At 67.7% G+C, this 24,968-nt stretch carries 23 protein-coding genes and 1 tRNA gene; 10 read left to right on the top strand and 14 right to left on the bottom strand.

The features are described 5' to 3' along the window. Window positions 1-4: 4 nt before the first annotated feature. The 4 genes from BM286_RS13665 to BM286_RS13655 all read right to left on the bottom strand — a co-directional run bounded on the left by BM286_RS13665 (window position 5) and on the right by BM286_RS13655 (window position 4,725). Window positions 5-628 carry a DUF7680 family protein gene (locus BM286_RS13665; RefSeq protein ID WP_092923572.1) on the bottom strand — a complete coding sequence of 208 codons (624 nt, stop codon included), beginning with the start codon at window positions 626-628 and terminating at the stop codon, window positions 5-7. Window positions 629-630: 2 nt separating this feature from the next. Then, window positions 631-4,005 (bottom strand): ATP-binding protein, encoded by a 3,375-nt coding sequence (locus BM286_RS13660; protein ID WP_092923569.1) that lies wholly within the window; start codon window positions 4,003-4,005, stop codon window positions 631-633. Window positions 4,006-4,076: 71 nt separating this feature from the next. After that, window positions 4,077-4,403, bottom strand: a complete 327-nt coding sequence (locus tag BM286_RS15270; RefSeq protein ID WP_143103879.1) for a hypothetical protein — start codon at window positions 4,401-4,403, stop codon at window positions 4,077-4,079. Window positions 4,404-4,652: 249 nt separating this feature from the next. After that, a tRNA-His gene (locus BM286_RS13655) sits at window positions 4,653-4,725 on the bottom strand. Window positions 4,726-4,885: 160 nt separating this feature from the next. Between BM286_RS13655 and BM286_RS13650 the strand changes: the two genes are divergently transcribed. Then, window positions 4,886-5,341: a DUF5814 domain-containing protein gene (locus tag BM286_RS13650; RefSeq protein ID WP_092923566.1), complete on the top strand. Its 456-nt coding sequence runs from the start codon at window positions 4,886-4,888 to the stop codon at window positions 5,339-5,341. 46 nt (window positions 5,342-5,387) lie between these two features. On the opposite strand, the gene BM286_RS13645 is transcribed toward BM286_RS13650, so the two are convergent. Then, the gene (locus BM286_RS13645; RefSeq protein WP_092923563.1) at window positions 5,388-6,890 is read right to left on the bottom strand and encodes an MATE family efflux transporter; all 1,503 of its coding nucleotides are present in this window, start codon (window positions 6,888-6,890) and stop codon (window positions 5,388-5,390) included. Window positions 6,891-7,132: 242 nt separating this feature from the next. Here BM286_RS13645 and BM286_RS13640 point away from each other — a divergent pair, with 242 nt between their 5' ends. From BM286_RS13640 to BM286_RS13620, 5 genes are all read left to right on the top strand, one after another. Further along, complete coding sequence (locus tag BM286_RS13640; RefSeq protein WP_255510142.1) at window positions 7,133-8,029, top strand: COX15/CtaA family protein; 897 nt, start codon at window positions 7,133-7,135, stop codon at window positions 8,027-8,029. A 122-nt stretch (window positions 8,030-8,151) separates the two neighbouring features. Further along, window positions 8,152-8,955 (top strand): basic amino acid ABC transporter substrate-binding protein, encoded by an 804-nt coding sequence (locus tag BM286_RS13635; protein ID WP_092923557.1) that lies wholly within the window; start codon window positions 8,152-8,154, stop codon window positions 8,953-8,955. 1 nt (window position 8,956) lies between these two features. Next, complete coding sequence (locus tag BM286_RS13630; protein ID WP_092923554.1) at window positions 8,957-9,787, top strand: amino acid ABC transporter permease; 831 nt, start codon at window positions 8,957-8,959, stop codon at window positions 9,785-9,787. Continuing rightward, the gene (locus tag BM286_RS13625) at window positions 9,784-10,530 is read left to right on the top strand and encodes an amino acid ABC transporter ATP-binding protein (RefSeq protein ID WP_092923551.1); all 747 of its coding nucleotides are present in this window, start codon (window positions 9,784-9,786) and stop codon (window positions 10,528-10,530) included. The genes BM286_RS13630 and BM286_RS13625 overlap by 4 nt, the downstream gene beginning before the upstream one ends. Then, window positions 10,530-11,456 carry an amino acid ABC transporter permease gene (locus BM286_RS13620; RefSeq protein WP_092923548.1) on the top strand — a complete coding sequence of 309 codons (927 nt, stop codon included), beginning with the start codon at window positions 10,530-10,532 and terminating at the stop codon, window positions 11,454-11,456. Before BM286_RS13625 ends, BM286_RS13620 begins: the two co-directional genes overlap by 1 nt. 3 nt (window positions 11,457-11,459) lie before the next feature. Here the strand turns inward: BM286_RS13620 and BM286_RS13615 are convergent, their stop codons facing one another. Beyond that, window positions 11,460-12,536: a zinc-dependent alcohol dehydrogenase family protein gene (locus BM286_RS13615; RefSeq protein ID WP_092923545.1), complete on the bottom strand. Its 1,077-nt coding sequence runs from the start codon at window positions 12,534-12,536 to the stop codon at window positions 11,460-11,462. 144 nt (window positions 12,537-12,680) lie between these two features. Here BM286_RS13615 and BM286_RS13610 point away from each other — a divergent pair, with 144 nt between their 5' ends. After that, window positions 12,681-13,838 carry a sensor histidine kinase gene (locus tag BM286_RS13610; protein WP_092923542.1) on the top strand — a complete coding sequence of 386 codons (1,158 nt, stop codon included), beginning with the start codon at window positions 12,681-12,683 and terminating at the stop codon, window positions 13,836-13,838. An 18-nt stretch (window positions 13,839-13,856) separates the two neighbouring features. Here the strand turns inward: BM286_RS13610 and BM286_RS13605 are convergent, their stop codons facing one another. From BM286_RS13605 to BM286_RS13585, 5 genes are all read right to left on the bottom strand, one after another. Beyond that, the gene (locus tag BM286_RS13605; RefSeq protein WP_092923540.1) at window positions 13,857-15,362 is read right to left on the bottom strand and encodes a replication factor C large subunit; all 1,506 of its coding nucleotides are present in this window, start codon (window positions 15,360-15,362) and stop codon (window positions 13,857-13,859) included. 357 nt (window positions 15,363-15,719) lie between these two features. After that, window positions 15,720-16,103: a SaoD/DsrE family protein gene (locus BM286_RS13600; protein WP_092923537.1), complete on the bottom strand. Its 384-nt coding sequence runs from the start codon at window positions 16,101-16,103 to the stop codon at window positions 15,720-15,722. Window positions 16,104-16,172: 69 nt separating this feature from the next. After that, on the bottom strand, window positions 16,173-17,213 hold the full coding sequence (locus BM286_RS13595; protein WP_092923534.1) for a YncE family protein: 1,041 nt from the start codon (window positions 17,211-17,213) through the stop codon (window positions 16,173-16,175). Window position 17,214: 1 nt separating this feature from the next. Further along, window positions 17,215-18,285, bottom strand: coding sequence for a sulfurtransferase (locus BM286_RS13590; RefSeq protein WP_092923531.1), 1,071 nt, complete (start codon window positions 18,283-18,285; stop codon window positions 17,215-17,217). After that, window positions 18,285-19,637 carry a beta-propeller fold lactonase family protein gene (locus tag BM286_RS13585; protein WP_092923528.1) on the bottom strand — a complete coding sequence of 451 codons (1,353 nt, stop codon included), beginning with the start codon at window positions 19,635-19,637 and terminating at the stop codon, window positions 18,285-18,287. Before BM286_RS13585 ends, BM286_RS13590 begins: the two co-directional genes overlap by 1 nt. Window positions 19,638-19,793: 156 nt before the next feature. Here BM286_RS13585 and BM286_RS13580 point away from each other — a divergent pair, with 156 nt between their 5' ends. Further along, entirely contained in the window at window positions 19,794-21,002 is a 1,209-nt protein-coding gene (locus BM286_RS13580; RefSeq protein WP_092923525.1) for a YeeE/YedE family protein, read from the top strand. A 330-nt stretch (window positions 21,003-21,332) separates the two neighbouring features. On the opposite strand, the gene BM286_RS13575 is transcribed toward BM286_RS13580, so the two are convergent. Beyond that, window positions 21,333-21,668, bottom strand: coding sequence for a rhodanese-like domain-containing protein (locus BM286_RS13575; RefSeq protein WP_092923522.1), 336 nt, complete (start codon window positions 21,666-21,668; stop codon window positions 21,333-21,335). Between the two features lie 2 nt (window positions 21,669-21,670). Next, window positions 21,671-21,970 (bottom strand): sulfurtransferase TusA family protein, encoded by a 300-nt coding sequence (locus tag BM286_RS13570; RefSeq protein WP_092923519.1) that lies wholly within the window; start codon window positions 21,968-21,970, stop codon window positions 21,671-21,673. Between the two features lie 150 nt (window positions 21,971-22,120). Between BM286_RS13570 and BM286_RS13565 the strand changes: the two genes are divergently transcribed. Continuing rightward, a complete protein-coding gene (locus BM286_RS13565; RefSeq protein ID WP_092923516.1) occupies window positions 22,121-23,140 on the top strand; it encodes a PLP-dependent cysteine synthase family protein in 1,020 nt (339 codons plus the stop codon). 33 nt (window positions 23,141-23,173) lie between these two features. Here BM286_RS13565 and BM286_RS13560 read toward each other — a convergent pair whose 3' ends face one another. Next, window positions 23,174-23,437, bottom strand: coding sequence for a MoaD/ThiS family protein (locus BM286_RS13560; protein ID WP_092923513.1), 264 nt, complete (start codon window positions 23,435-23,437; stop codon window positions 23,174-23,176). 272 nt (window positions 23,438-23,709) lie between these two features. Here BM286_RS13560 and ubaA point away from each other — a divergent pair, with 272 nt between their 5' ends. Next, a complete protein-coding gene (ubaA, locus tag BM286_RS13555; RefSeq protein WP_092923510.1) occupies window positions 23,710-24,567 on the top strand; it encodes an SAMP-activating enzyme E1 in 858 nt (285 codons plus the stop codon). Window positions 24,568-24,968 lie beyond the last annotated feature (401 nt).

Here is a 24,968-nt window from a genome sequence, read left to right as displayed (position 1 = left end):
GTAGTTACTCGATATTGTCGGCAAGCAGCGTTCGTAGTGCCTTCACTCCGTTTGGGGAGGTCGGAGACCGTGCCTTGGCGTGCCAGTAGTAGCACTCTCCGAGGCTCATCTGTGAGATACCATCGGCGATTGCCCGCAGGCGGTCGCGCCGTTGGACGTGCTTCATCGCCCGGAACGCTATTGACAACCGCACGCCAGCGGCTTCCGGGAGGGAGAGGCTCGCCGGCGCACCCGTACAGACGGTCTCAGGCTCCAGCCCAGCTTCGCGAAGCGTCGACTGGATGAGATAGCTCACCTCGTTGAACCGCTTCCCACGGAGTGTGGCGATTTTGATTGCACACCAATTTGCCCAGTCGTGCCCGAGCTTGTCACCGTTGAGGTCAGCGGGAGTCTCTCCCCCGACGATGGCTTCGCCTAGCTCGACGGTCGTCACCTGAGTCGATTTGTGAACTTGGTCGAACCGCTCCTGTCGTGCCGTGGCGATTTCTTTCGGTGCGAGTTCGTACAGTGTGATTTCCGCTCGGTCGTCCACGCGGTTCCGAGTGAGGATGAACGTCGGCCGGTCGCCGTAGACACCGCTTGTGAATGCGAACGACTCACCCTCGATGAAGCCCTGACCCTTGCTCATAGTTACGAGTCTCCTTGGTCGCGGGTTCGTATTTCAACCTCCGTTTCCATCGTTACCGTGAACGCATTGTCCACGGCGAGCAAGTCGTCAAGGGCCTCGAAAGTCTCCCCGTAGAGCATCGGGTCGTCTAACTCGTTGAATTCGATACTGAAGTCTGCCTCGGCCGTCCGCTCACCGTTTGGCGTGGAGAAATCTTCTGGTTCCATGTTGAATCGGAAGTGGTCAGCGAACGCTGACGGGTCACCCCGGTAAGTGATATCCACCGTCGACCTGCCCTCATCGTAAGCGGTGTAGTCGAAGTTGACGAGCGTGTGGTCTGCGAACTCGTCGGAGTCACCCAGCTTATTCGCCGTGAACCACGCGCCCTTCCATCCGTCAGCACCCTCTATCCGAATCCAAACGCCCTCAACTGTCGTTATTATCTCGTCGGGGTGCCCCGAGTATTCTGACCGAGCTTGTTCAATGGCCGTGTCGATGTCCGCTCGCATCTCCTTCAGAGCCCGAGGCACGTGATATGGAGATGAGGTTGACGCACTCGCCGACATTGGAAGTGGGCCGTCGTCGTCCGGGCATGGAAGGTGGTCTTGATACGCAGGCTGGCTGGCGAAGGTCTCTCCACATTCGTCGCAAGTTACTTTCTCGGGCGAATCACACTCGTGCTCGTCGTACGCCTCCTGCGAGTCGAAGGTCTGACCACAATCAGAACAGGTAATCGTCGTGTCCCAGTCGACATCGACCTCCTCAATGAGTCCTTCAAGCGAGTCGTACACGCGGTGGGACTTGGCCAGCTTCACGTCTCGGTAGCCGAGCCCGGTCTTGAGGTTGTTCGCTTCGCTGAGGTCGTTGCTGTGAGCATGGATGGTCGTACCCTCGCTGTAATACCCCGTATTGGTCTCCCCATTCCAATACGCGTATTCGCCTTCGGAGACCATCCGAGCTATCGTCTTCCGCAGCGGGATTGGAGAGAGCAGTATCTCGACATCGTGGACGTTTCCAGAGTCGTCCTTCACGCTCGTTCGTTTGCCGAACTGCTCTTCGAGGGCCCGCGTGGTCATCGAGTCGGCTCCTTTGTTCCAGAGCGTCTTCTCGAACCACTCGACACCATAGGCTCCCTCACCCTCTGGGATGATTTTCCCGGATTCTTCCAGCTTGTCGATGACAGCCTGATGGATGGTCGTGTCTGTGGTAATCCGACGATGAGCTAACCCACCGTCGCTGGGATAGTACAGGTGGGTATACGCCTTTTTGATGTCTTGGTCGAGCGTTCCTTTGGATTTATCGAGACGCTCAATCAGCTCATCCTGCTGTCTCTCATTCAGGTCGAACTCCTCGCCGAGCTTAGTCTGTATGTGCTTGATAGCAGCCACACGCTTTGCAGTGCGCTCGGCATCGCGTATCGCGTCACCGGTAGCAGCGAGGAATACGATGTTATTCTTGTACACGCGCGGGGAGAACTGTCCGCCACTAGATGATGCGGTGTTCTCGTGAAGCGTCTGGATGACACTGGGAACGTCTTCCGGGTCATGAACGCTCACCGTATCGAAGTCCATGACGCAGAGGTGAGCTTCGTCCGCCACGTCGGGAACGTTGTGTGGCTCTTCGGGACCGACGATGACGTTGAGGGTTCCTTCTCCCAACGCGGATTCAAGTGCCTCCTCCAGATGCCGACGGGCTAGTCCCTCTTTCAGCCGGTCGACGACCGAGTCGATGGTCTTGGTGAGATTTGCTTCCGATTTGAATTGGATTTTCTCACCAGCGTCACCGTGGAGGAAGAAGCACGCCGACTGCCGACCTCCACCGAGAAGGTTGGTCAATGCGTCGTCGTAGTGCGCGAGCTCCACGTCGAGATGAGCAACGGCATGTCGGATTGGACGACGTGTTGTCCCACGTCCGTCTGCCCCCTTGACGATGCTTTTCCAGAGGATAGTGGTCGTCAGATGAGTACCAAGAGGTGGGTGTCCCTTCGTTGTCCACTTTCGGTCTTCCTCTTCGGCATGAGCCGTCCCATCGTCAGAGTAGATGTCGTTCTTGATGGCCGCCTCGAAGTCCATGTCGACAGAACTGAACAGTCGGAGGAGCGTCGTGAACACGTCACTATCAGACGGATGAAGGTCGAACAGCCGAACGTAGTGGCGTTCATCCTCCCTATCCTCAGAATTCCATAACTGGTGGATTCCCCGGGAGAGGAGCCGAAGGGCCCCACGTGTTTTTTGGAAGGAAGGTAGTGAGTCAAGCTCCTCGGTGAGTGTGTCGATTACCGTCGGATGAATCGGGTAACTGTCTGCCAGCCGCTCTTGATGTTCGATGGAACTCGCGTGTTCCGGGAAAGATTCCCGGTCACTATTGTAGAACGAGGCGTAGGCATCGGCGGTAGCCTCACGAGCAGTTTCCGAAACGTCCTCAAACAGTCTGTGTCCAAGAACAGACGCCACCTCCTCGTCCTCAGTTGGTGTAATCGACCCTTCAGTACGGTCAGTGATACTGTTGAATTCGGAGATAGTCTCGGCAACCAGTCCCCGAACATCCTCAGCACGGTCGTGGAACGCAGTGTCGGCGATACTCAACACGACCGTGAGTTGGTCGGTGTTCTGTGTTGCCGACAGCAGGGACATAAGGAATGTATTTGTCTGTTTGGCGAGTGTCGAGTCACCAACTTCGACTGCAGCGGCCTGCTCAAGATACGCTGCAATTTCGTCGATAAGGATTAGAGATGGGTTTTCGTGTCGGTCGAACAGCCGTTCGAGTTTCTGGCTTCCGGGCGGAGACCGTTGCTCGTCGTTTTCGCGAAGGAACTCATAGCCTTCTTGTCCAAACAACTGGTAGGCAAGCTCCCCCCACATGGTCTTCGTCTTGGGAGCATCGGGGTCAGTATAGTCACATCGGGCATTCGTCGCATCGACGTGCGTTCCGACGAATACTCCGGTATTGACGCTCAGTCCAAGCGCGGCAGCCTCGGTGTATGCGTCCGCGAGTTCATCATCAGCAAGGAAATCAGAGAGTTCTGGGACGGCCGAAGGCTGCTCTGCCAAATGGTAAGCGGCAATCTGATTGTGCGTCTTCCCACCTCCGAAAGAGGTGTCAAGCCGTAGGACACCGTTCGTACCACTGTATTCTCCACGGTTATCGGCCACAAACCGCGTCGTGAGTCTGTTGAGGAGGTCTCGGAGCCCATCAGTTGGATATGTTTTTTCGAAGAACAGCGATGGCTTGCTGTAAACCGCTGGTGCGTCGTCGGAATGGGCTACGGCCGCAAGACTCGCAGCAAATTGGTCTTCTGCGAGTTCCCCGATGAGAACATCTTGGCGGGGCTCGCAAGCCTCAAATATACTTGGAGGGTCTTGTTCCCAACCCGCTGAGTCGGGTGACACATCACTCATTTGGTTATTGTGAACGTGGGCTGAACATAAAAGATGAGGGTGATTCTGTTCGCCGATTAGAACGCCTGCCGTCAGTAGTTATCTATGCTTGACTGCGACTGAAGTGATGGTCCGGAGTCGTCTTCCTCAGAGTCTACCCATTTGCTAAGTCCCTCGACTGTGTCGTCACTGACGCGAACCTGCGCCGCGGTCTCTTCAGAGTCAGGACCCCAGAGCCCGAAGACGCGCTTACCATCTTGATATTCACTGTACTCTTCGGGCAGAAGATACACCCAGCCAGCAGCTTCGTGTTCTTCTCTACCACACATCAGTGCCGTGTCGGGATAGCCGACCGGTTTTACCGCAATTGAATAGCGGTTCGTTCGAGGGGGATGGTCTTGACAGCGAACTATTGCCATAATATACCCAGCAACGTGCTGTCAATAAGTTCCTTCGACAGAGTTCGGGCCACCCTCCATTTGAGAATCGCCTGCCCACGGTTGAGATTGACAGCATCAAATTTGGTGAGCGGAGGCGAGGTACGTATCGAGGGTATCTGAACTCCTGACGACATTGTCCAGAAGCCGAACTTCCTAGTTCTCAACGTCTCAGCCGTAGAAGGCTGAGACCCAAATCTAAAGTGCCGAATTCGGGCGTTAGAAGCTTAGGTCCGGGTGCGAGAATCGAACCCGCGTCTCAGCCTCCACAAGGCTGAAGGATAGTCCACTACCCTAACCCGGACACGCGTCGCAAAGTACCCCGCTTCGGTAAATAACGGTTACGACTCCCGGACGGGCGTGGCATCGAGTGGCGTCCGGGGCGGCGCGGCCGAACGACGCGTCGCTCGCCTTCCCGATCACCGCGCCGCTTTTCAGGATCCCCGGCGTATCGGAGCGTAACCGTGGCCTTTACCGACAAGATCTACGTGAAGAACCACCGCCAGCTCGCCTCCCAGCTGGAGACGAACATCCCGAAGGGAGCGTTCGCCGGCGCCACGCTCGATCTGCTTTTCACCGGCGACGGTCTCTCGAAGCTCGACGAGACGACCCGCGACCGCGTCCTCGACTTCGCCGAGGACTTCCTCGACTGCGACTGCGACGCGAACCCCTACTGCGGCTGTCCCGAGGAGAAGTTCATGCGCTACGTCCTCGAACTGCGCGCGGAGGGGTTGGGCCCGCAGGCCATCGTCGACGTGATGACCGACGACTACATGGTGTACGCGTACACCGGCGACGTGCTCTCCTTCCTCGACGACTCCGTCAGGAAGCTCGAGGCCGTCGAGACGCTCGCCGACGTCGACGGCAACGAGGAGATGTCCGAGCGAGCGCGGACGGCGAAGCGAGAGCTTTCGGGATAGCGCGGCGCGAAGCCGGCGCGCTCGGTCCCCGACACCGCCGCTCCTGTCAGTCGTTGTCGGGCGACGCGACGCCGGATCCGATCTCCTCGGCCGCCGGCTCCTCCTCGGTGAGGTTCCCGTCGCGCCAGGTGTCGCGTTTAAACCAGAGGTACGCGACGATCCCGCCGACGACGTTCGAGATCGGGAACGAGATCCACAGCCCCATCGCGCCGAGGGAACCGGCAGCGACCCACGCGACCGGGAGGCGGACGAAACCGAGCGTGATCAGCGAGATGACGGCCGCGATCATCGTGTGGCCGGCGCCGCGGAAGCCGCCGGTGTACGCGCGCATGGCGCCGATGAATCCGAACGAGAGGCCGCTCACGCGGAGGAACGTCGTCGCGTGGTCGACCACGGCCGGGTCCGGGGAGAAGACGCCGGCGATCGGCCGCGCGGCGAGGACGATGATCCCGCCGCCGGCCGTGAGCAGGACGAGCATGGCGCGCGCGCCGAAGTGGTTCGTCTCGGCGGCGCGGTCCAGCTCCTCCGCGCCGATGTTCTGTCCGGTCATCGTCTCGATCCCCTGCGAGACGGCGAGCGCCGGCAGGAAGATCACCGAGAAGATCCGCGTCCCGATGCCGTACGCCCCGCTGACCGCGTTCGGGAAGTTCGCGACCACGACGAGCAGCGCGGTGATGGACACCGACCGCGCCGCCCCCTCCGCGGAAGCCGGCAGGCCGATACCGAGGACGGTCTTGCCGAACTCCGGGTCCGGAAGCATCTCCGAGAGCCGGATCCGAACGCCCCGGTCGCCGCGGAACATGATCTGAAGTCCGACGAGGAGCGCGAGCGCCCGCGAGCCGACGGTCGCGATCGCGGCGCCGGCGATCCCCCAGCCGGCGAACCCGGTCGCGTCGAACGCCGCGGCCTCCAGCCCGCCGAGTCCGAGGAAGCCGAACAGCGGGTTCGCGTCGAACCCGAAGATGAAGATCGGGTCGAGGAGGATGTTGAGGACCACCGACCCGGCCATGACGTACATCGGGGTCACCGTGTCGCCGTAGCCGCGCATCAGCGACATGAACACCGCGAACCCGAAGACGGCGAAGAGGCCGACGGCGTAGACGCGCATGTACTCGACCACGAGCGGCGCCACGGTCTCGTTCACCCCGAGGAGCGCGGTGACGTCGTCGACGAAGACGTATCCCAACACGCCCAGCACGACGGAGATGACGGCCGCGTACGCCATCGTCTGCGAGGCGGCGTACGCGGCGCGCTCCTCGTTGCCGGCGCCGGTGTGTTGCGCGACGAGGACGCTCCCCGCGACGGAGACGCCGAGCGCCAGCGAGATCATCAGGAAGACGACGGGGAACGCGAACGTGATCGCGGACAGCGCCTCGGTGCTGTAGCGGCCGAGCCAGAAGGTGTCGGCCAGGTTGTACAGCACCTGAAAGAGGTTCTGGACGACGATCGGCAAGGAGAGGAAGAACAGCGGCCACCCGATGTCGCCCGAGGTGAGGTCGAGCTCGTCGGCTCCCTTGAACAGCGAGTCGACCGAATCGCGGAGCCCCATCAGCGGCTCACCGCCGAAGGGGTCGCGTCGTCGCGTTCGCGGAGGGGGCTGTACGCGGCGTCGGGGAGCGGTCGTTCCGTGTCGTCCATTCGGTACCTGCCAATACTGACTGACTGGTCAGTCAAAAGCGTTCGGAAGCCGGCGGGCGAGACGCGCGCTTCCCGGGAGCGAGGGGCATTCGAGCTTCCCGGTCACGGGGAGCGGCCGAACGGTCTAAGTGCGCGCGCACCCGAATTCGGCCAATGAGTCTTCGGCCCGCGTGGCTAACGTTCAGGCGATACGCGGCGGCGACGACGGGGATGACGCTCGTCCTCTTCTCGCTCGGCGTCTACACCGCGGCGACCGGCTCCGGGCTGGCGTGCCAGGCCCAGTGGCCGCTGTGTTCCGACCAGCTCATCCCGGCGCTGACGATCAACCCCGACTTCATCGAGTGGTTCCACCGGGCGTGGGCGATGGTGACCGGGTTCCTTATCGTCGGCGTCGCCGGGTGGACGTGGCTCGGCTCCGGGTTCGAGCGCCGGACTCGGCTGGCGGCGACGCTGGCGGTCGCGATACTCCCGATTCAGATCACCGTCGGCGCCATCACCGTCACCCTCGGCGGACTCGTTCCCGGCGGGTACACGGTGTCGACCCACGCCGCGCACTTGATCGTGGCGCTGACCATCTTCACGCTGCTCGGGCTGGCGACCATCTGGGGCGGCGGCCGAGGGAACGCTCGGCTACTACGGGCCGCCGCGGGCGTCGCGGTCGCGGGGATCGTCGCCAGCGCGGTGTTCTCGCGCGCGGTGCCGTTCCTCACCTACGCGCCGCCCGCGCAGGCCGCCTTCTACGCCACCGGGCTCGCCGGCCACCTCGGGCTCGTCGCGACGGTGGCGTACGCGACGGAGGCGGTCCGGTCGGGGTACCCCGGCCTCGACGCCGACACCGCGGGCACCGTCCGCGCGCTCGCCGCCGGGTCCATGACCGCGCTCGTCGGCACGCTGCTGCTCGGCCGCGACCTCGTCCTCTACACCGTCGTCTGGCAGCAGATCAACCTCGTCGCGCTGGGCGTGGCGGTCGCGCTGGCCGCGGGCGCGGCGTGGACCCTCCGCGGAGCCGACGGGATGCGCGACGGCTCCGTCCCGATCGGCGGCGACTGACCGGCGCCGCGCGGCCGAGCTTTTGTGAGCCACCTCGGCAAAGGCGATGTCCGACCCCCAGAGACGGGTTGACCCTGCCCGAGGGAGGAAAGGTTGAAATCGCTCGCCGTACTCGCACGGGTATGACACGCCGTACCCAAGGCGACGTGAGCCGTCGGACGTACCTGAAACTGACCGGCGGATCGGCCGCCGTCGGACTGACCGGCCTCGCCGGCTGCCTCGGCGAGAGCGAGGGCAGCATGACGATCACCCCCGGCACCGCGCCCGGCTTCCCGCCGTTCGAGATGCGGCGGGACGGCGAGCTGGTCGGGTTCGACATCGACCTGCTGGAGGCGGTCGTCGCCGAGACCGACTACGAGCTCGGCGAGTGGGCCACCTTCGACTTCGACGGGCTGATCCCCGCGCTCACGCAGAACGAGGAGATCGACGTCATCGCCGCCGCGATGACCATCAACGAGGAGCGCCGGCAGACGATCGCCTTCTCGGACCCCTACTGGGAGTCCGATCAGGCGATCCTCGTCCGCGAGGGCGGCGACTTCCAGCCGTCGGGGTGGGCGGACTTCGAGGGCGTCCGCGTGGGCGCCCAGTCCGGGACCACCGGCGCCGATCAGGTACAGTCGAACCTCGTCGGGGAGGGGATCATCCCGGAGAGCAACTTCTCGACGTACGACAGCTACGTCCTCGCGGTCGAGGACCTCGTGAACGGGAACATCGACGCCGTCGTCGTCGACAACCCGGTCGCGGAGACGTTCGCCGCGAACCGCGACGTGACGGTCGCGTTCGTCGAGGAGACGGGCGAGCGGTTCGGCTTCGGCCTCCGGCAGGGCGAGTCCGAGTTACAGTCCGCGCTCAACGACGGGCTCGCGACCGTCCGCGACGACGGGACGTACCAGGAGATAACCAACACCTGGTTCGGGCAGGAGTAGGATGTCGGCCCCGGGGTCGCTCGCGCTCGCCGCGGCGGACAGCCTCGGCGCTCTCGCCCCGAGTACTGCCGCCGGTGAGACGCCGCTGACGGCCGCTACAGTCGGGTCCGTGAGCGAGTCGATCGACTGGTGGCTCGTCGGCGACCCCGCCGACTGGTGGTTCGTCCTCCGGAACGTCGACTACCTCGGCGGCGGCCTCCTGTTGACCGTCGGGCTCACCGTCGCGTCGATCCTGCTCGGATTCCTCGTCGGCTTCCCGGCCGGCGCGGTGGAGGTGTACGGCGACGGGCGCTGGAAGCGGCTCGTGGAGACGGTCGGCGTCGTCCTCCGCGGGACGCCCATCGTCGTCATCCTCCTCGTGATCTACTTTGTCGTCGGCGTCCCGCAGGTGAACCTCGGTATCGGGTCGATCTCGCCGGCGGTCTCGGCGGGGATCGCGGGGCTGGGGCTGCGGAGCGCGGCGTACCAGTCGCAGATCTTCCGCGCGGCGCTCGGGAGCGTCGACGACGGCCAGCTGGAGGCGGGCCGGGCCGTCGGGCTCTCGCGGTTCGAGTCGATTCGATACGTCGTCGTCCCGCAGGCGCTCCGGCGGTCGATTCCGGGGTTCCAAAACGAGTTCACCATCGTGTTGAAGGACACGAGTATCGTCTTCGCGATCGGGCTCGCGGAGCTTCTGACCCGCGGGTACGACCTGTTCACGCAGCAGACGACCGCGGTCCTCGAAGTCATCCTGTTCATCAGTGGCATCTACTTCGTCCTCACGTTCACGACGAACCGCGCGCTCGATTACCTCGGTACCCGGTACGCGATCCCGGAGGGTGAGTCGACGTGAGTGACGACGTCTTCCTCCGCGTGAACGACGTCTCGAAGTGGTACGGCGACGAGCAGGTGCTCGACGAGGTCTCCTTCGAGATGGACCGCAGCGACGTGACCGTGCTGATCGGCCCGTCCGGCTCCGGGAAGTCCACGATGCTGCGCTGTGTCAACCGGCTCGCGGAGGCGCAGGAGGGGTCGATCACCCTCGACGGCGAGGAGGTGCTCTCGCCCGACACCGATGTCGACAGGCTCCGGCGCGAGGTCGGCATGGTGTTCCAGAGTTTCAACCTGTTCGCGCACCTGAGCGCGCTCGGGAACGTCGCGCTCGGGCCGCGCCGCGTGCTCGGACTCTCAGCGGCCGAGGCCCGCGAGCGTGCGACCTCGCAGCTCGAGCGCGTCGGCCTCGCCGACCAGCTCGAGTCGTACCCGGCGGAGCTGTCGGGCGGCCAACAGCAGCGCGTCGGGATCGCCCGCGCGTTGGCGATGGAGCCGAAGCTCATGCTGTTCGACGAACCGACGAGCGCGCTCGACCCCGAGCTCATCGGCGAGGTGTTGGAGGTGATGCGCGCGTTGGTCGACGAGGGGATGACGATGCTCGTCGTCACCCACGAGATGAGCTTCGCGCGGGCGGTCGCCGACGAGGTCGTGTTCTTGGACGACGGGCGGGTCGTCGAGCGCGGCCCGCCGGAGCAGCTGTTCGAACGCCCCGAGAAGGAGCGAACCGGTCGCTTCCTCGAACGCATCGCGAGCCACGACTGATGGCGGGGGCGACGCGACCGCGGACGGTCGGCGAGCGCGTGGCCGATACGGACCCGTCTGTCGGTCGAATCCTCCTCGTCGCCGCCGGGGCGCTGTTCTGGGGCTGGCTCGTCGTCAGCTGGGTCAACCGATGGCTCGGCGGCGTGATCGCCCCGGTCGGCGAGCCGCTCGTCGCGCCGGACGCCGTCGAGGGCGCGCTCGCCGCGGTGCCGGGGCTCGCCGCGGTTGCGCCCGACGTCGCGTTCGTGGTCGGGCTCACGCCGACCCTCGCACAGGGGACGTGGCTCACGGTGGTCATCACCGGCGCGAGCCTCGTCTGCGGCTTCTTCATCGCCGTGCCGCTGGCGGTCGCGCGGGTGTACGGCCGGTTCTCGGCGTGGCTCTCGCTGGGGTACACCGAGCTGTTGCGCGGGACGCCGCTGCTCGCGCAGCTGTTCGTGCTCTACTACGGGCTGAACCTCGCGGCGTCCGTGCCCGCGGCGTTGTCGGGCGTGTTTCCCCGCGACGTGGTCTGGGTCGCGATCCTCGGGTTCACCCTCAACGGGGCCGCCTACCAGGCCGAGTACATCCGCGGGGCGGTCGAGAGCGTCGACGAGGGACAGATCACCGCGGGGCGGGCGATCGGGCTCTCGAAGCTCGAGTCGATATACTACGTGGTGCTTCCGCAGGCGCTCCGGTACGCGATCCCCTCGTGGACGAACGAGTTCGTCTACCTGATCAAGTACTCGTCGCTCGCGGGCTTTATCACGGTCCCGGAGCTGTACTACTTGGCGAACCGGGTCGCGACGGAGACCTTCCGGTACACCACCGTCTTCCTCGTGCTCGGCGCGATGTACCTCGCGCTCGTGCTCACGGCGTCGAAGTTCATGGAGCGCGTCGACGACCGGGTCGCGATCCCCGGACTCGGCGCGGATCGGGAGCGCTGACGGTCAGCCGCCGAAGTCGGTGACGACCTCGACGCCCCGCACGTCGTACTCGTCCATGGCGGCTATCCGGTCCGAGACCTCCGACAGCGACAGTTCGCGGGCGACGAGCGCGCCGGGGTCGATCCCCGTCGCCTCGATCAGCGCGAACAGGTCCGGGTAGCTCGTCGGCGGCATCCCCCGCGACCCGAGGAAGGAGATCTCCCACCGCGTCATCCAGTCCGTCGGCAGCGACACCTCGCCGCGCTCGGCGTCCGTCGTGAGCCCGACCTGGACGTGCGTGCCGCGCGGCCGCAGCGACCGGACGGAGTTACGGCAGGTCTCCGCGATCCCCAGGGCGTCGAGCGAGACGTCTGCGCCGCCGTCGGTAAGCGCGCGGACGCGCTCGGGGACGGAGCTCTCTTCCGGGAGCGACGCCGGGTTCACGGCGGCGTCCGCGCCGAACTCGGTCGCGAGCGCGAGGGCGTCGTCGTCGACATCGACCGCGACGACGCGCGCGCCGAGCGCCGCGGCGATCTGGACCGCGGAGAGCCCGACGCCCCCGCAGCCGTGGACCGCGACGGCGTCGCCGCCGCCGACGGTCGCCCGCTCCGCGAGCGCGTGATACGCGGTCATGTACCGGCAGCCGAGCGCCGCCGCCGCGGTCGCGTCGAGCCACTCGGGGCGCTCAACGAGGTTGTAGTCGGCCGTCGGGACGGCCACGCGCTCCGCGAACGCGCCCGGCGCCTCCGGCTCGAACCCCAACGCGCGGCCGTCCTCGCACACGTTCCCGGCCCCGCGACGGCAGTACTGGCAGGTACCGTCGCCGAGCGAGAAGGGGACGACAACCCGGTCGCCCGCTCGGAATCGCTCGACCTCGCGGCCGACGGCGACGACCTCGCCGGCCGGCTCGTGGCCGAGTATCTGTCCGCGCGGCACCCGATCGTCCGCCCACTCGCCGTGGCCGGCCCAGGCGTGCCAGTCGCTGCGGCAGACGCCGCAGGCGTCGACGCGGACGACGGCGCCGTCGGGCTCGGGTTCGGGGTCGGGAACCGTCCGAATCTCGAGCGGTTCGCCGTACTCCCGCAGGATCGCTGCGCGCATGCGACGATCGATCGGCGGACGCGACAAAGTTCTCCCGGCGATCCCGCCCGCTATCGATTATTTCGCGAGCTGGGAACTTTATCTCAGCGTCTGACAAGTGATAGCCGAGTAAGATTTATGCTGGCCGAGTCGCCTCGGTGACACGTGCCGCGACCCATGGAACGGCGCCCCGGGATAGCGTACCGTCGCCCCGAGGGCGACCCGTCCCGGTTGGTGGTCGAGGCGTCCGGGGAGCCGGGGCTCGACGCACCGCAACGGCCGGACGGCGGGTGGTTCGACTGCGTGGTCGACGAGGACTGCGACCGGCTCCGAGAGGCGCTGGAAGCGGGCCCGGTCGACGTCGTGTATCGGGTCGGGCCCCACGGGGAGCCGCAGTGGGTCCACGAGCGCGGGCGGACGACCGAGGGCGGCGACGTGGTCGGATACCTCTTCCTCGCGGACGACCGCGTGGAGCGACGGCGGCGGCTGGAGCGACAGCGGGAACGGCTCGAGGAGTTCGCGAGCGTCGTGAGCCACGACCTCCGGAACCCACTCTCCGTCGCGGTCGGGAACGTCGAGCTGGCCGACGAGCTCGACGGCGAGGCGTCGAGCGAGCGGTTGGACCGCGCCCTCGACGCGCTCGACCGCATGGACGACCTCGTCGGCGACCTCCTGACGCTGGCCCGGGAGGGGCAGACGGTCCAGTCGACGGAGCCGACCGACCTGCGATCGGTCGTCGAGAGCGCGTGGGGGACCGCCGGCGAACCGGCCGACGCCGCGCTCGTCGTCGACGGGGCGCTCCCGACGGTCCCGTGCGACGCCGACAGGCTCCGACAGGCCCTCGAGAACCTCTTCCGGAACGCGATCGAACACGGCGTGCCCGACGGGGACGAACCGGCGGACGCCGGTATCGACGACGAGTCGGCGCCCGGAGACGGCGTCGCGCCCGGCACGTTCGCGCCGCGTGCGGGACCGGACGCGGACGGCGCCCCGACGGAACCCGACGACGCCGCGGTCCGCGTCCGGGTCGGGCGGACGGACGACGGGTTCTACGTCGCGGACGACGGCCCGGGGATCGACCCCGAGCAGCGGGAGGCCGTCTTCGACCCGGGGCACACGACCGCGCCCGACGGCACCGGCTTCGGACTGGCGATCGTCGAGCGGATCGCGGAGGCGCACGACTGGACGGTGTCGGTGGCGGAGGGCCGCGAGGGCGGCGCGCGGTTCGAGTTCGTCGTCGGCGATTCGCTCGACGCCCCCGAGGCGAGCGAACGCGACTCTGACCCGAACTCGGCTCCGGTCAGCGGCGGCGGAGAGCGGTAGCCGGCGGCCGCGCCCGACTCACATGAAGTCGGTGAGTCCGGCCTGGTCGTCGTCGTCCTCCTCGTTCGACGCGCCGGTCTCGGCGTCGGATTCCGCGTCCGAGTCGCCTCCGTCGCTTCCGGCAGAAGTCGCCTCGGATCCGCCCCGGTCCGTCTCGTCGGTCGCGGCCGCGTCGCCTTCCTCGCCTTCCCGAGCCGCGCCGTCGAACGCGAAGGCGCCGTCCGCGTGTTCCTCGATCAGCTCGTCGCGCCGTGCCTGCGCGTCTTCGACGATAGAGGCGACCTTGTTCGTCGACTCGCCGGAGCCGGTGACGAAGGCGACGGCGGCCTCGTCGAGGTCGTAGGCGGCCGCCATCGCGACGGTCAGCTCGCGGGGCTTACAGTGGTGGGTGACCGCTTGGAGGAACGGCAATACCTCGCGGCGGGCGGTCGCGACGCTACAGCCGCTCGCGGCCGCGACCTTGTCGACGACCTCGTCCGCCGTCGCGTCCGACGACGACCAGAACTGCGGCCGGCCGTACCGCGTCCAGCCGCCCTTCTCGCCGTCGCGGGCCGCCGCGACGCCCGCGGCCGCGTTGTCGGTCGCGTACCGCCAGTAGGTGTAGTTCTGCGTGGCGCGGACCCGGCCGAGCCACACGTCCGCGTTGGCGAGGAAGTCGTACGCGCGGACCGCCTCTGCCGGTTCGTACACGTCGAGGAGGTTGTTCTCGATCCACCGCGTCAGGTCGTCCGGCGTCTCGTCGACGGCGTACGCCGACTGGAGCGCCTCCTCCGCGGACTCCTCTTTCAACACGGCGTCGAGGAACGGGAACAGCCCCAGCGCCTTGTCGCGGTCGCCGGTGACCACGTCCTCGACCGCGATCGAGTCGCGGCCCTGCGTCGCGGCCTGAAGGTCGTTGATCGCGCCCCGCAGGTCACCGCGGTTCCCCTCCGCGATCCGCTGGAGGGCGTCGGACTCGAACTCGATCCCCTCCTTGCGACAGACGTCGCGGAGGACGGGGACGATCGAGCGCGCGGAGACGTCGCGGAACTCGATCTCCTGGGTCGCGTTCCGGAGCCCCCGCGACATGTCGTAGTAGTCGTTGGCGATGAGCACGATCGGCTGGCCGGACCCCTTGACCAGCTCCGTGATCGCGCTCGCGCCGCCGCGGTCGTAGTTGCCGTGGATGTTGTCCGCCTCGTCGAGGATGACGAGCTGCCGGGAGGCGGTGTCGCCGCCGGCCGCCCCGCCGCCGGCCGCGCTCCCGCCGAGGGTGGCGTTGCGCGCGGCCCGCCCCGCGGACCGTTCGATGACGTCGGCGGTGCGCTGGTCGGAGGCGTTGAGCTCGACGGTCTCCCATCCCATGTCGTTCGCGAGCGCGTGCGCCGCGCTCGTCTTCCCGACGCCCGGGCTCCCGTGGAGGACGACCGCCTCGCGGTGGTCGTCCCACGAGCGGGCCCACTCCGCGAACGCGTCGCGGGCCTTGTCGTTGCCGCGCACCTCCGAGAGCGTGCTCGGGCGGTACTTCTCCGTCCAGTCGGCCATTACCGGAGCAAGGAGCGAGCCGCGTTTAGTGGTTGCGGAGCGACCGGCCGAAGGTGGTCAGCGGCTTTGTGAATCGAACCGATCTCGTCTACAGCTTCGGGGAGCGACGCGTCCGTCCGTGTGACTTCCACGCTCTCTGCCCGGAGCTGTGCGTCGAAGCTCGCGTCCGTACCGGGGCAAGATGGGCAACGTGCAAAAACTCGATGACTGTCTTCCACGCGGGGTCGCTCGCGCCCCCCGCTCCCGTCCGCCGAACAGCAGTTCGAAGACGAGCTCGGCGTGGACGTGACCCGCGCTGTCGTTCGAAGCCGATATAAAAACGGTGCGAGACTGTTCAAATCCCCCAGTACAAGCCAGCTACAGCGTGATGACCTGGTCGACGCCGACCTCGCCGAGCGCCTCGTAGAGGTCGGGGAAGCAGCCGACCGTGGCGCCTTCGACGGTGTTCGTCGGCTCGTAGCGGTCGCGGCCGTGCTCGTCGGTGCGGTCGTACTCCGCGAGCCCGCGGCGGGTCGCACACTGGTCACAGAGCATGAGCAGGATCTCCTGCTCGGCGGCGACGTCCGCCAGGCGCTGACCGAGCGGGTCGTCCTCGCGGAGCGCGTACGTGTTGTCGTGGAAGAAGAACATGCCGACCACGTCTGCGCCGTGCGCGCCGGCCTCCAGCTGCGGCAGGATCATGTCCCCGAGCACGTAGTCGATGGTCTGTCCGGCCGTCGCGAAGACGTATGCGACCTTCATACAGCGGGGACGGCGAACGGGGAGATTACGGCGGCGACTCCGGCAGGGTTCCCCGCGGTCTGTGACGCGTCAGACCACGACCGCGCCGAACGGGTACGCCGGCGTGTCGGCGGTCCAGACGGTCCCGTCCGCGACGTCGACGAGCGAGATCCGGTCGTCGTCGTAGTGAGACACGAGGAGCCGGCCGCCGCCCACCGGGGCCGCGACGAGCCCCGGTGCGCTCGTGTCGACGACCGCGCCGTCGAGCGACCGCAGCCGGGCGGCCTCGGCGTCGAGCACCCACCACCGACCGTTCGTCTTGAACAGGTCGACCGGGCGGGAGAACCCCTCGTGAACCGCTTCGAGCGTCAGGTCCGGCGAGAACTCGTGGACCGTCCCGTCGGCTCTCCCCGGGACGAACACGCGATCGGCGGTGACGACGAGGTCGTACGGGTCCGCGCCGACCGCGGCCGCGTTGCGAACGTGGCCGACTCGGGTCGCGGGCGCGTCCGGCTCTTCGCCTCCGTGACCAGCCGGCTCGAAGACGACGATCCGGCTCCCGTCCTGGTCGACGGCGTACCCGCGGTGCCCGTCGGGCGCGAGCGCGACGCCTTGTACCCTCGCCTCCGGACCCGCGTCGACCGTCCCGAGCCGCTCGCGAGTCGCGGTATCGACGACGTCGACGACGCCGTCGCGGCGGCTGCCGCTGTAGAGACGTCGTTCGTCGGGACCGACGGCGAGTTCGTGCGGTTCCGCGCCGACGCCGACCCGGCCAGTGAGTGTCAGTTCCACCGGGTCGATCACCGCGAGCGCGTCGCCGGCCGAACAGGAGACGTACAGGTCGCCGTTCGCGCTCGCGAAGTGCGAGGGGCCCAAGACGCCGGTGTCGACGCGGGTCACCTCGCCGCCGGGGTCGACCGCCGTCACCGATCGCTCGCCCATGGTCGCGACGAGCGTCCGGTCGGCAGTCGTCGTCGCGTGGACCGGGTGGCTGCCGACCGGGACCGAACCGAGCGGCTCGCCCGTGGCGAGCGCGAACAGCGCCAAGACGTCCGCGCCCTCGCAGGGGACCGCGACGACGCGACCGGGTGCGTCGCCCGCGTCCCCGTCGATCGGGCCGTCGCGGCTCATCTCATCCAGTACAGGAGAAGTCGCCGCTGTTGTCGTCGCCGCCGACGCTCCCCTCGGTCTCGACCACGACGTTCGTCGCCGTCTCGACCGGGTGTCGCCCCCGGTCGTCCGCGTTCGCCCACTCGCTGAAACCGCCGTCGTAGACGCGGACGTCCTCGAAGCCGATCGCCCGCAGCGTGAGCCACGTCGAGGTCGGGTCCACGTTGTCGTCGCCGTACACGACGACCGTCTCGCTCCGGTCGAGCCCCGCCTCGCCCTCGTACAGCTGGACGAGCCGTCCCGGCTCCGTCATCCGGCGGCCGGAGACGTTCCCCACCCAGTGGACGTCGATCGCGCCCGGGATGTGGCCGTGGCGCTCGTGGTCGTCGTTCAGCGCGGCGGAGCCGGCCGCGGCCAGGTACGCCTCGGGCACCCGTACGTCGACCAGCCCGGGGCCGCCGTCGTTGAACGAGCCGACCCGCTCGGCGAGCCACTCGCGAGTGACCCACGCCGACGGCGCGGGGTCGGCCTCGTAGTCAGTCGTCGAGACCTCCCGCCTCGTCCCCGTCCCGAGCCGACCGTTCCAGCCGTCGAGCCCGCCGTTCAACGCCTTGATCGCGCCGGAGTGCCCGATCGCCGCGAGGGCGAACGCGGTCCGGGTGACCCGGGAGCCGACGCTCGCCCCGTACACGAGCACGTCGTCGTCCGGCGCGACGCCGACCGACCCGAACGCGGCCGCGACGGCGTCGGCGTCCGGAACCGCGCCGTCGTCGGTGCTACGCTGACTCGTGATCGCGTCGAAGGGGACGCGGCGGGCGCCGTAGATGCGCTCCTCGCGGAACCGCTCGGCGTTCCGCGCGTCGAGGACGACGGCGTCGTCGCGGTGCTCGGCCGGCCAGCTCGGGCCGACGAAGTGGGCGACGTTGCCCGTCACCGCGTACTCCGCCGCCACGTCGGCCGGCGTTGTGACGCTCAGGCAGCCGGCCGTGCTCGCCGCGCCGGCGACCGTCGCGCCGGCCGCGGCGCGGAGCAGCCCGCGACGCGTCGCGTCGCCGCTTCCGTCGTCGTCGGTCTCCGGGGTTTTTTCGACCATTAGCCGCAGTAACAGTGGTCGTCCATACACCACGACGCCTCCATGTCGCCGAACGTGACGCCGAGCGAGGCGAGCGACGCCTGGAGGCTCGACACCGCGTCGCTCTCGGGGCGAACGGTCCCCGCGGCGGCGCCCGTCGGCGCCTCACCGACGCCGATCGTCGTCGCGACCTCGCGGTTCGCGTGGTCGATCACCGCGACCTGATTGGCGTCCTGGACCGGGACGTACAGCTTCTCGCGGTTCGGTCCCCACGCGCCGGCGATGCTGCTCCCGCCGACGTCGAGCGTCGTCGCGTACTCGTTCGCCTCGAGGTCGATCACGCCGACGCCCTCGCCCGGGATGAACAGGTACGCCGCCGAGTTGTCCGGGGCGACCTCGCTCGTGATCGGCGCGCCCGGGAGCCCCTCGTCGCGGGTGATCTTCGCGATCTCCTCGGGGTTCTCCGGGTCGGAGATGTCCCAGACGCTCTCGGAGCCCTCGCGCGGCACCTCGGGGTCGCCGCCGAGCGTCCCCTCGCCGTTCTCGACGAGGAGCAGCTCGCCGTCGAAGGAGGCCGTGCACATGAACGGGAGGACGTTCCCCTCGGTGACCGGCTCGCCGGCGTCGACCCGAGTCACCGTCTCGAACGGGTCGACGCTCAGCACGCGGATCGCCTCGTCGGCGACGTCGACGACGAACGCGTAGTCGCCGTTCGGGCCGAGCGTCATGTCGCAGGGGCCGACGTAGCCGGTCTCGATCTCGGCGGTCACCTCGCCGAAGGTGTCGCTCTCGCGGTTCGCGTCGACGCGGAAGATCGCGTGGTTCGCGTCCCCTTCGGGCGCCATCCCGGTCGTGCCGCCGGAGGCGATAAGCAGGTGTTCGCCGTCGGGCGTCAGGTTCGGGTAGTTCGGACCGAACCCGGTCTCAATGTACGCCAGCTCCTCGAGGGTGCGCTGGTCGACCGCGCGGACGCCGCCGGCGACGTTGAGCCAGAGCACGTCGTGGTCGGAGTCGACGCCGGTGGTGTACTGGTTGGCCGGGAACGAGGCGGTGGTCCCGAGGAACGCCGAGGTGACCAGCTCGTCGGACTCGGCGTCGATGACGCTCAGCGTCCGGTCCCCGTTGTTGAACACGAACATCGTCGGGACGGCCTCGCCGCCGCCGTCGCCGCCGCCACCGCCGGAACACCCGGCGAGGGCGGCCGTCGCGCCGACGGTCCCGGAGGCCTGAAGCAGGCGCCGCCGGTCGACGCCGTCCGCGAAGGGGTTCCGACGGGCGTCGTTCGCCAGCTCCTCGCCTTTGGCGGGTCGCGGGGACTGCGCCGTCCCCTCCTCGGCGGTGTCGGTCGTCCCGCAGCCGCAGTCATCGCTCATGCCACACCCCAACGGCTTCGCGGCAAAAGCCTCGCCGGCCTGCCGGGTCGTTGCCCCGTGTCCGTCTTCGCGGCAATAATTGTGTCGTCCCGTGATCGAGGGGCGTCGTTACCGTGTCCGGCGTCGTTTTACCCGTGAAGCGGGTACCGAGGAGCAATGATACTCTCGCCGAGCGGCTACATCGGCGTCTCGATCGCGGTCGGTCTCGCCTTCGGAATTCTGCTTCAGAAGGCGCGCTTCTGTTTCGTCAGCGCCTTCCGCGACTTCGTCGCGTTCAAGGACACTCGCGTGCTGAAGGGACTGCTCGCCGGGATCGCCGTGATGACCGTCTTCTGGAGCCTCCAGGCGACGTTCGGCTACTTCCGCGGCTTCTGGACCCCCGCGTGGGGGCTGGGGTCGGTGTTCGGCGGCTTCGTCTTCGGGCTCGGGATGACGCTGGCCGGCGGCTGCGCGTCGGGGACGCTGTACCGCGCGGGACAGGGGTACCTCCAGTTCTGGCTCGTCCTCCTGTTCATGTTCGTCGGCTACGTCCTCTTCGCGTTCGCGTTCCCGGTCGCGGAGACGTACTACTTCCAGACGCTGAACCCGTTCGAGGGGCAGACGCTGTACCTCGCGCTCCCCTTCTCGCCGGCGGTCACGGGCGCGCTCGCGGTCGCCGTGGGGACGGTCGCCTACGCGTTCGTGAAGGGACGTAGCCAGCTCCCGGACGACCCGTCCGGCGGCACCGGCGTCGCCGCCGACGCACGGGCGCAGGCCGCGCTCGGCGGCTCGCGGCTGCTCTCGTCGGTGGCGATCGGCCTGCGCGGCATCGCCGACGGCACCGTCGAGTACGTGCGCGGCCTCCGCGACGACGACCGCCCGGTGACGGTCCGCCTCCGCGACTCGTGGGACGCCCGGACCGCGGGCGTCGCGATGGCGCTCGTCGCGAGCCTCTGGTTCTCGGTCCACGGCCACTGGGCGATCACCGGCAGCGAGGCGCGCTGGGCCGGCTACCTCCTCGCCGGGGCGGGGTTCGACGTCGCGAGCGTCGAGTACTGGGGGTCGATCCTGTTCCGCGACGGGAACATCTCGCTCACCATCGACATGCTGATGATCGCGTCGCTGATCGTCGGCTCCTTCATCGCCGCGTACGCCTCCGGCGACTTCCGGATCCGGAAGCCGAAGCTGAACCGCGTGCCGAACTACGCGGTCGGCGGCCTGCTGATGGGCGTCGGCTCGCGGCTCGCCGCCGGCTGCAACATCGCGAACCTCTTCTCCGGGGTCGCGCTGCTGTCCGTCCACTCCTTCCTCGCCGGCGCGGGCATCATCCTCGGGGTCTACGTGATGACCCACTACATGTACCGCGAGGTCGGCTGCGCGATTTAGGTGGAATCCGCGGTCCAGTTCGGACTCCTCGACTGAGCTAGTGACTCACCGGGATTCGGCGGAGTGACCACCACCAGATCGACGTGGAGCTCCTCCAAAGCCCCACCCCGTACCGCTCCGCACAGCGCCTCACGCCTCCCCAGCCTCGTCGGCCTCCCTCCGCTTCGCTCCGGTCGGCCGACTCCCTCGCGCGTGCGACTTCGCGCCCTGTGGGCGCTCGTCGGCACGCGCCACCGCCCCGCCGTATCCAGTATTATGTAAAAATCGACATTACGTGCCCGAGAAATCACTCCGAGGCGAGGGGAACTGCGAGGAAATCTGACCGTCCGCTCAGGCGTCCGCCGACGCGCCGGTCTCCAGCTCGAACGTCCACTCCTGATAGCCGCCGGCCATGCTCGCGACGACCACGTCGTCCTCGACGCCCTCGTAGCTGCTGATCAGCATCGCGGCCTGCTTCGAGGACTCGCCGACGGGGCAGGCGCAGACGACGTCGGTGTCGTCCCAGTCGATGTCGGGGACCCGAGAGGGGAGGTCGCCGAGCGGGACGTTGATCGAGCCGGGAATGTGGCCCTGCTCGTACTCGGACGCCGGTCGCGTGTCGATGACGCGGATGTCGCCCTGCTGGACGCGCTCGTTGATTTCCTCGGGGGTGAGCTCCTCGACCATGGTTACTCCTTCCGCATGAAGATGCGGTAGCGGCCGTTACCGGACTTCCACACCTTGGCGGTCGCGTCCTCGCCGACCGCCTTCGGGACGTTCTCCGTGCTGGGCACGTGGTCCGTCTCCTGAACGAGCACGTCGCCGGGCGAGAGCCCCGCGATCGCCTTCTTCGCCTCGACCTGCGGGTAGGGACAGACCTCGCCGGTCATGTCCTGTACCTCGGTCGCGTCCTCGAAGAGCGCCTCGGCGGTCTCGTCGTCGAGCTCGTCGGGCATCTCGACGACGTCGTCCCACGATAGTTCACTCATGGCCACCCGTACGTCTCCCGTCGTGGAACGGCTTTCGTGACCGGCAGGTTTCTCCCGTATCACGGACGGGCGTCTGCCGCGCACGACCGCGACGTGGCCCGAAACCGCCGTTTTCGTCGGACTCTTATTCGGGAGCGGCGAACGGGAGGTATGACCGGACACGCCGTCGACGAGTCGACGATCTTCGAGACGCCGCTCGTCGAACTCGACCTCGACCTGGAGAGCGACGCGGCGGTGTACGCGAAGGCCGAGTGGTTCAACCTCTACGAGGCGCCCCACGGCGGCGGGTCGATCAAATCGCGGATCGCGAAGGGGATGCTCGACGGCGCGGAGGAGCGCGGGGACCTCGAACCCGGCGTCACCGTGATCGAGCCGACCTCGGGGAACACCGGCAGCGAGGTCGCCCGCCTCGCGGCCGCACGCGGCTACGACGTGGAGATCGTCATGCCCGACAACGCCGCCGGCGGGAAGGTCGAGGCCGTCCGCGACGCCGGCGCCGAGATCCACTTCGTCGACGCCGACCTCGGGTACGACGCCGTCATCGAGCGCTGCGAGGAGATCGTCGCCGCGGACCCCGACGCTTACTACCGGCCGAACCAGTACGAGAACCCGGACAACCCCGGGACCCACGAGCGGACGACCGCGCGCGAGATATACGAGGCCACGGACGGCGGGGTGACCCACTTCGTCGCCGGCGCCGGGACGGGCGGCACGATCACCGGAACGGGCCGGGGGCTGACCGACCTGAGCGACGGGGCCGTCGAGATCGTCGGGTTCGAGCCGGAGGAGCCGCTCCACGCCATCGACGGGCTGAAATACCTCCGCACGGGCGACCACTACCACCCGGAGACGTACGACGAGTCGGTGCTCGACCGGAAGCTGTACGTCACGACCGACGACGCCTACGAGCGGGCCCGGGCGCTCCGCGAGCGGTACGCCGACGAGCCCGTCCCGATCGCGGACGCCGGGCAGTACGACCCGGAGACGGTACGCGAGCACCTCCGCGTCGACGGGCAGTTCGTCGTGGGGACCTCGGCCGGCGCGGGCGCGGCCGCCGTCGCGGCCCTCGACGAGGCCGGCGACCTCGCGGACGACGACGCGGTCGTGTTCATGCTGTGCGACCGCGGCGACAAGTACGCGGACATCCCGCTGTGGGAAGAGTACCTATAAGCGCCGGAGGAGAGCCGAGAAGCGTCGACCGCGTTACCGCCCGCCGCTCGCCGCGGGGATGACCCGCACCTGCGCGTCGTCCGGGACTTCGGCGTCGAGTCCGTCCACCGGTGCCCCGTCCACGTAGACGTTGATGAACTCTTTGATCTCGCCGTCCTCGATCACGCTGTCGCGCAGCTCGTCGCCGTGTTCCGCGGCGTGGTTGTCGAACAGTTCCGCCACCGTCTCGCCGGCGACCTCGACTTTCGAAGTCGCCGACCCGCCGACCAGCGCGGCCGGGAGTTTGATCGTGGCCATACCCTCCCTTCGACGCTCGTCCTCAAAAGGGGCGTGTCGACGGCAACGTCGACCACGGTCTGACACGGTCGCCGGCGGCGTCGGAATGGATTCCCGCGTGTCCGGCCGACGGGTACCCTCTCGACGGCGATGACACCGGCAGGTACGGGAGTTCCGCCGCGGCGACGAGGCGTCACGCGCCGCCCGTGCGTCCGCGACGCACCTCCGAGATGGCGGCAGCACCCACCGGTGGACGGCCGGCTTAACCGTCCGCGGACGTTACGTGCGGCCGAATGAGTGACCTCGACCTCGATCCGACGCAGCTCGACCGCTACTCCAGACACATCATCCTCGACGACGTGGGGCCGGAGGGGCAGAAGGACCTGCTGGACGCGGAGGTGCTGGTCCTCGGCGCCGGCGGGCTCGGCGCGCCGATCATCCAGTACCTCGCCGCCGCCGGCGTCGGCACGCTCGGGATCGCGGACGACGACGAGGTCGAGCTGTCGAACCTCCAGCGACAGGTGATCCACGGCGACGACGACGTGGGCCGGAAGAAGGTCGACTCGGCCGCGGAGTTCGTCGCCGACCTCAACCCCGACGTCGACGTCCGGAAACACGAGATGCGGGTGACACCCGACAACATCGAGGAGCTGATCGACGGGTACGACTTCGTCGTCGACGGCACCGATAACTTCGAGACGCGCTACCTCGTCAACGACGCCTGTACCCTCGCCGGGATCCCCTTCTCGCACGGGTCCATCTTCCGGTTCGAGGGCCAGGTGACGACGTTCGCGGGCGACGACGACTCGCCGTGTTACCGCTGCCTGTTCCCCGAGGCGCCGCCGGCCGGGATGGTCCCGAACTGCGCGACCGCCGGCGTGCTCGGCGTGCTCCCGGGCACCGTCGGCTGCCTCCAGGCGACCGAGACGGTCAAACACATCATGGGCAAAGGCGAGACCCTCGACGGCTCGATGCTGTTCTTCGACGCGCTCGACATGGAGTTCGACAAGGTCGAGATCCCCAAGCAGGACGACTGCCCGGTGTGCGGCGACGACCCCGCCATCGACTCCGTCCACGACGTGGAGTACACCGCCTCCTGTGCGATCGACGTCGGCGGCGACGCCGAACCGGAAATCGAAGCGAGCGACTGAGGCCCGACACTCGGAGCGGTTCCACTTTTCAATTCGACCGCTGACCGCGGTGCGTCGGTGCGTATTTAAAAATGCGCGAGCCGGCGATGGTAATTTATAAACAGGCGATGCGGTGGCGCGTGCCTGCGAGCGGCCGGAGCGAAGCGGAGGCCGCGAGTCAGCACGCGCGAGGTCGTCGGGCTTCGCCCGACTGCCAGAGGGACCTTCGGTCCCTCGCTGGAGTCAGTCGCCGGAGCGAAGCGGAGGTGACTGACAGGGCGAGAGCGAAGCTCTCGCTTGCAGCCGGACGTAGTCCGGCGACGAGGCTGGGGAGGTGTGAGGTGCTGTGCGGGGCGGGACTCAAAGGGGCAGCTGCGAGGGCGAAGCCCACCGACGTAAGCACCACAGCGAGTGAGCGGAGC

The sequence above is a fragment of the Halorubrum sodomense genome (assembly GCF_900111935.1).
Lineage (GTDB): Archaea > Halobacteriota > Halobacteria > Halobacteriales > Haloferacaceae > Halorubrum > Halorubrum sodomense.
This window is presented reverse-complemented; position numbering and strand designations above follow the sequence as displayed.

Coding starts and splice junctions, on each gene's coding strand:
- BM286_RS13570 (WP_092923519.1), bottom strand. CDS start 21,970: ATGAGTGAACTATCGTGGGACGACGTCGTCGAGATGCCCGACGAGCTC.
- BM286_RS13585 (WP_092923528.1), bottom strand. CDS start 19,637: ATGAGCGATGACTGCGGCTGCGGGACGACCGACACCGCCGAGGAGGGG.
- BM286_RS13575 (WP_092923522.1), bottom strand. CDS start 21,668: ATGGTCGAGGAGCTCACCCCCGAGGAAATCAACGAGCGCGTCCAGCAG.
- BM286_RS13645 (WP_092923563.1), bottom strand. CDS start 6,890: ATGGGGCTCCGCGATTCGGTCGACTCGCTGTTCAAGGGAGCCGACGAG.
- BM286_RS13565 (WP_092923516.1), top strand. CDS start 22,121: ATGACCGGACACGCCGTCGACGAGTCGACGATCTTCGAGACGCCGCTC.
- BM286_RS13595 (WP_092923534.1), bottom strand. CDS start 17,213: ATGAGCCGCGACGGCCCGATCGACGGGGACGCGGGCGACGCACCCGGT.
- BM286_RS13590 (WP_092923531.1), bottom strand. CDS start 18,285: ATGGTCGAAAAAACCCCGGAGACCGACGACGACGGAAGCGGCGACGCG.
- BM286_RS15270 (WP_143103879.1), bottom strand. CDS start 4,403: ATGGCAATAGTTCGCTGTCAAGACCATCCCCCTCGAACGAACCGCTAT.
- BM286_RS13615 (WP_092923545.1), bottom strand. CDS start 12,536: ATGCGCGCAGCGATCCTGCGGGAGTACGGCGAACCGCTCGAGATTCGG.
- BM286_RS13580 (WP_092923525.1), top strand. CDS start 19,794: ATGATACTCTCGCCGAGCGGCTACATCGGCGTCTCGATCGCGGTCGGT.
- BM286_RS13620 (WP_092923548.1), top strand. CDS start 10,530: ATGGCGGGGGCGACGCGACCGCGGACGGTCGGCGAGCGCGTGGCCGAT.
- BM286_RS13640 (WP_255510142.1), top strand. CDS start 7,133: ATGAGTCTTCGGCCCGCGTGGCTAACGTTCAGGCGATACGCGGCGGCG.
- BM286_RS13665 (WP_092923572.1), bottom strand. CDS start 628: ATGAGCAAGGGTCAGGGCTTCATCGAGGGTGAGTCGTTCGCATTCACA.
- BM286_RS13600 (WP_092923537.1), bottom strand. CDS start 16,103: ATGAAGGTCGCATACGTCTTCGCGACGGCCGGACAGACCATCGACTAC.
- BM286_RS13635 (WP_092923557.1), top strand. CDS start 8,152: ATGACACGCCGTACCCAAGGCGACGTGAGCCGTCGGACGTACCTGAAA.
- BM286_RS13560 (WP_092923513.1), bottom strand. CDS start 23,437: ATGGCCACGATCAAACTCCCGGCCGCGCTGGTCGGCGGGTCGGCGACT.
- BM286_RS13660 (WP_092923569.1), bottom strand. CDS start 4,005: ATGAGTGATGTGTCACCCGACTCAGCGGGTTGGGAACAAGACCCTCCA.
- BM286_RS13630 (WP_092923554.1), top strand. CDS start 8,957: ATGTCGGCCCCGGGGTCGCTCGCGCTCGCCGCGGCGGACAGCCTCGGC.
- ubaA (WP_092923510.1), top strand. CDS start 23,710: ATGAGTGACCTCGACCTCGATCCGACGCAGCTCGACCGCTACTCCAGA.
- BM286_RS13605 (WP_092923540.1), bottom strand. CDS start 15,362: ATGGCCGACTGGACGGAGAAGTACCGCCCGAGCACGCTCTCGGAGGTG.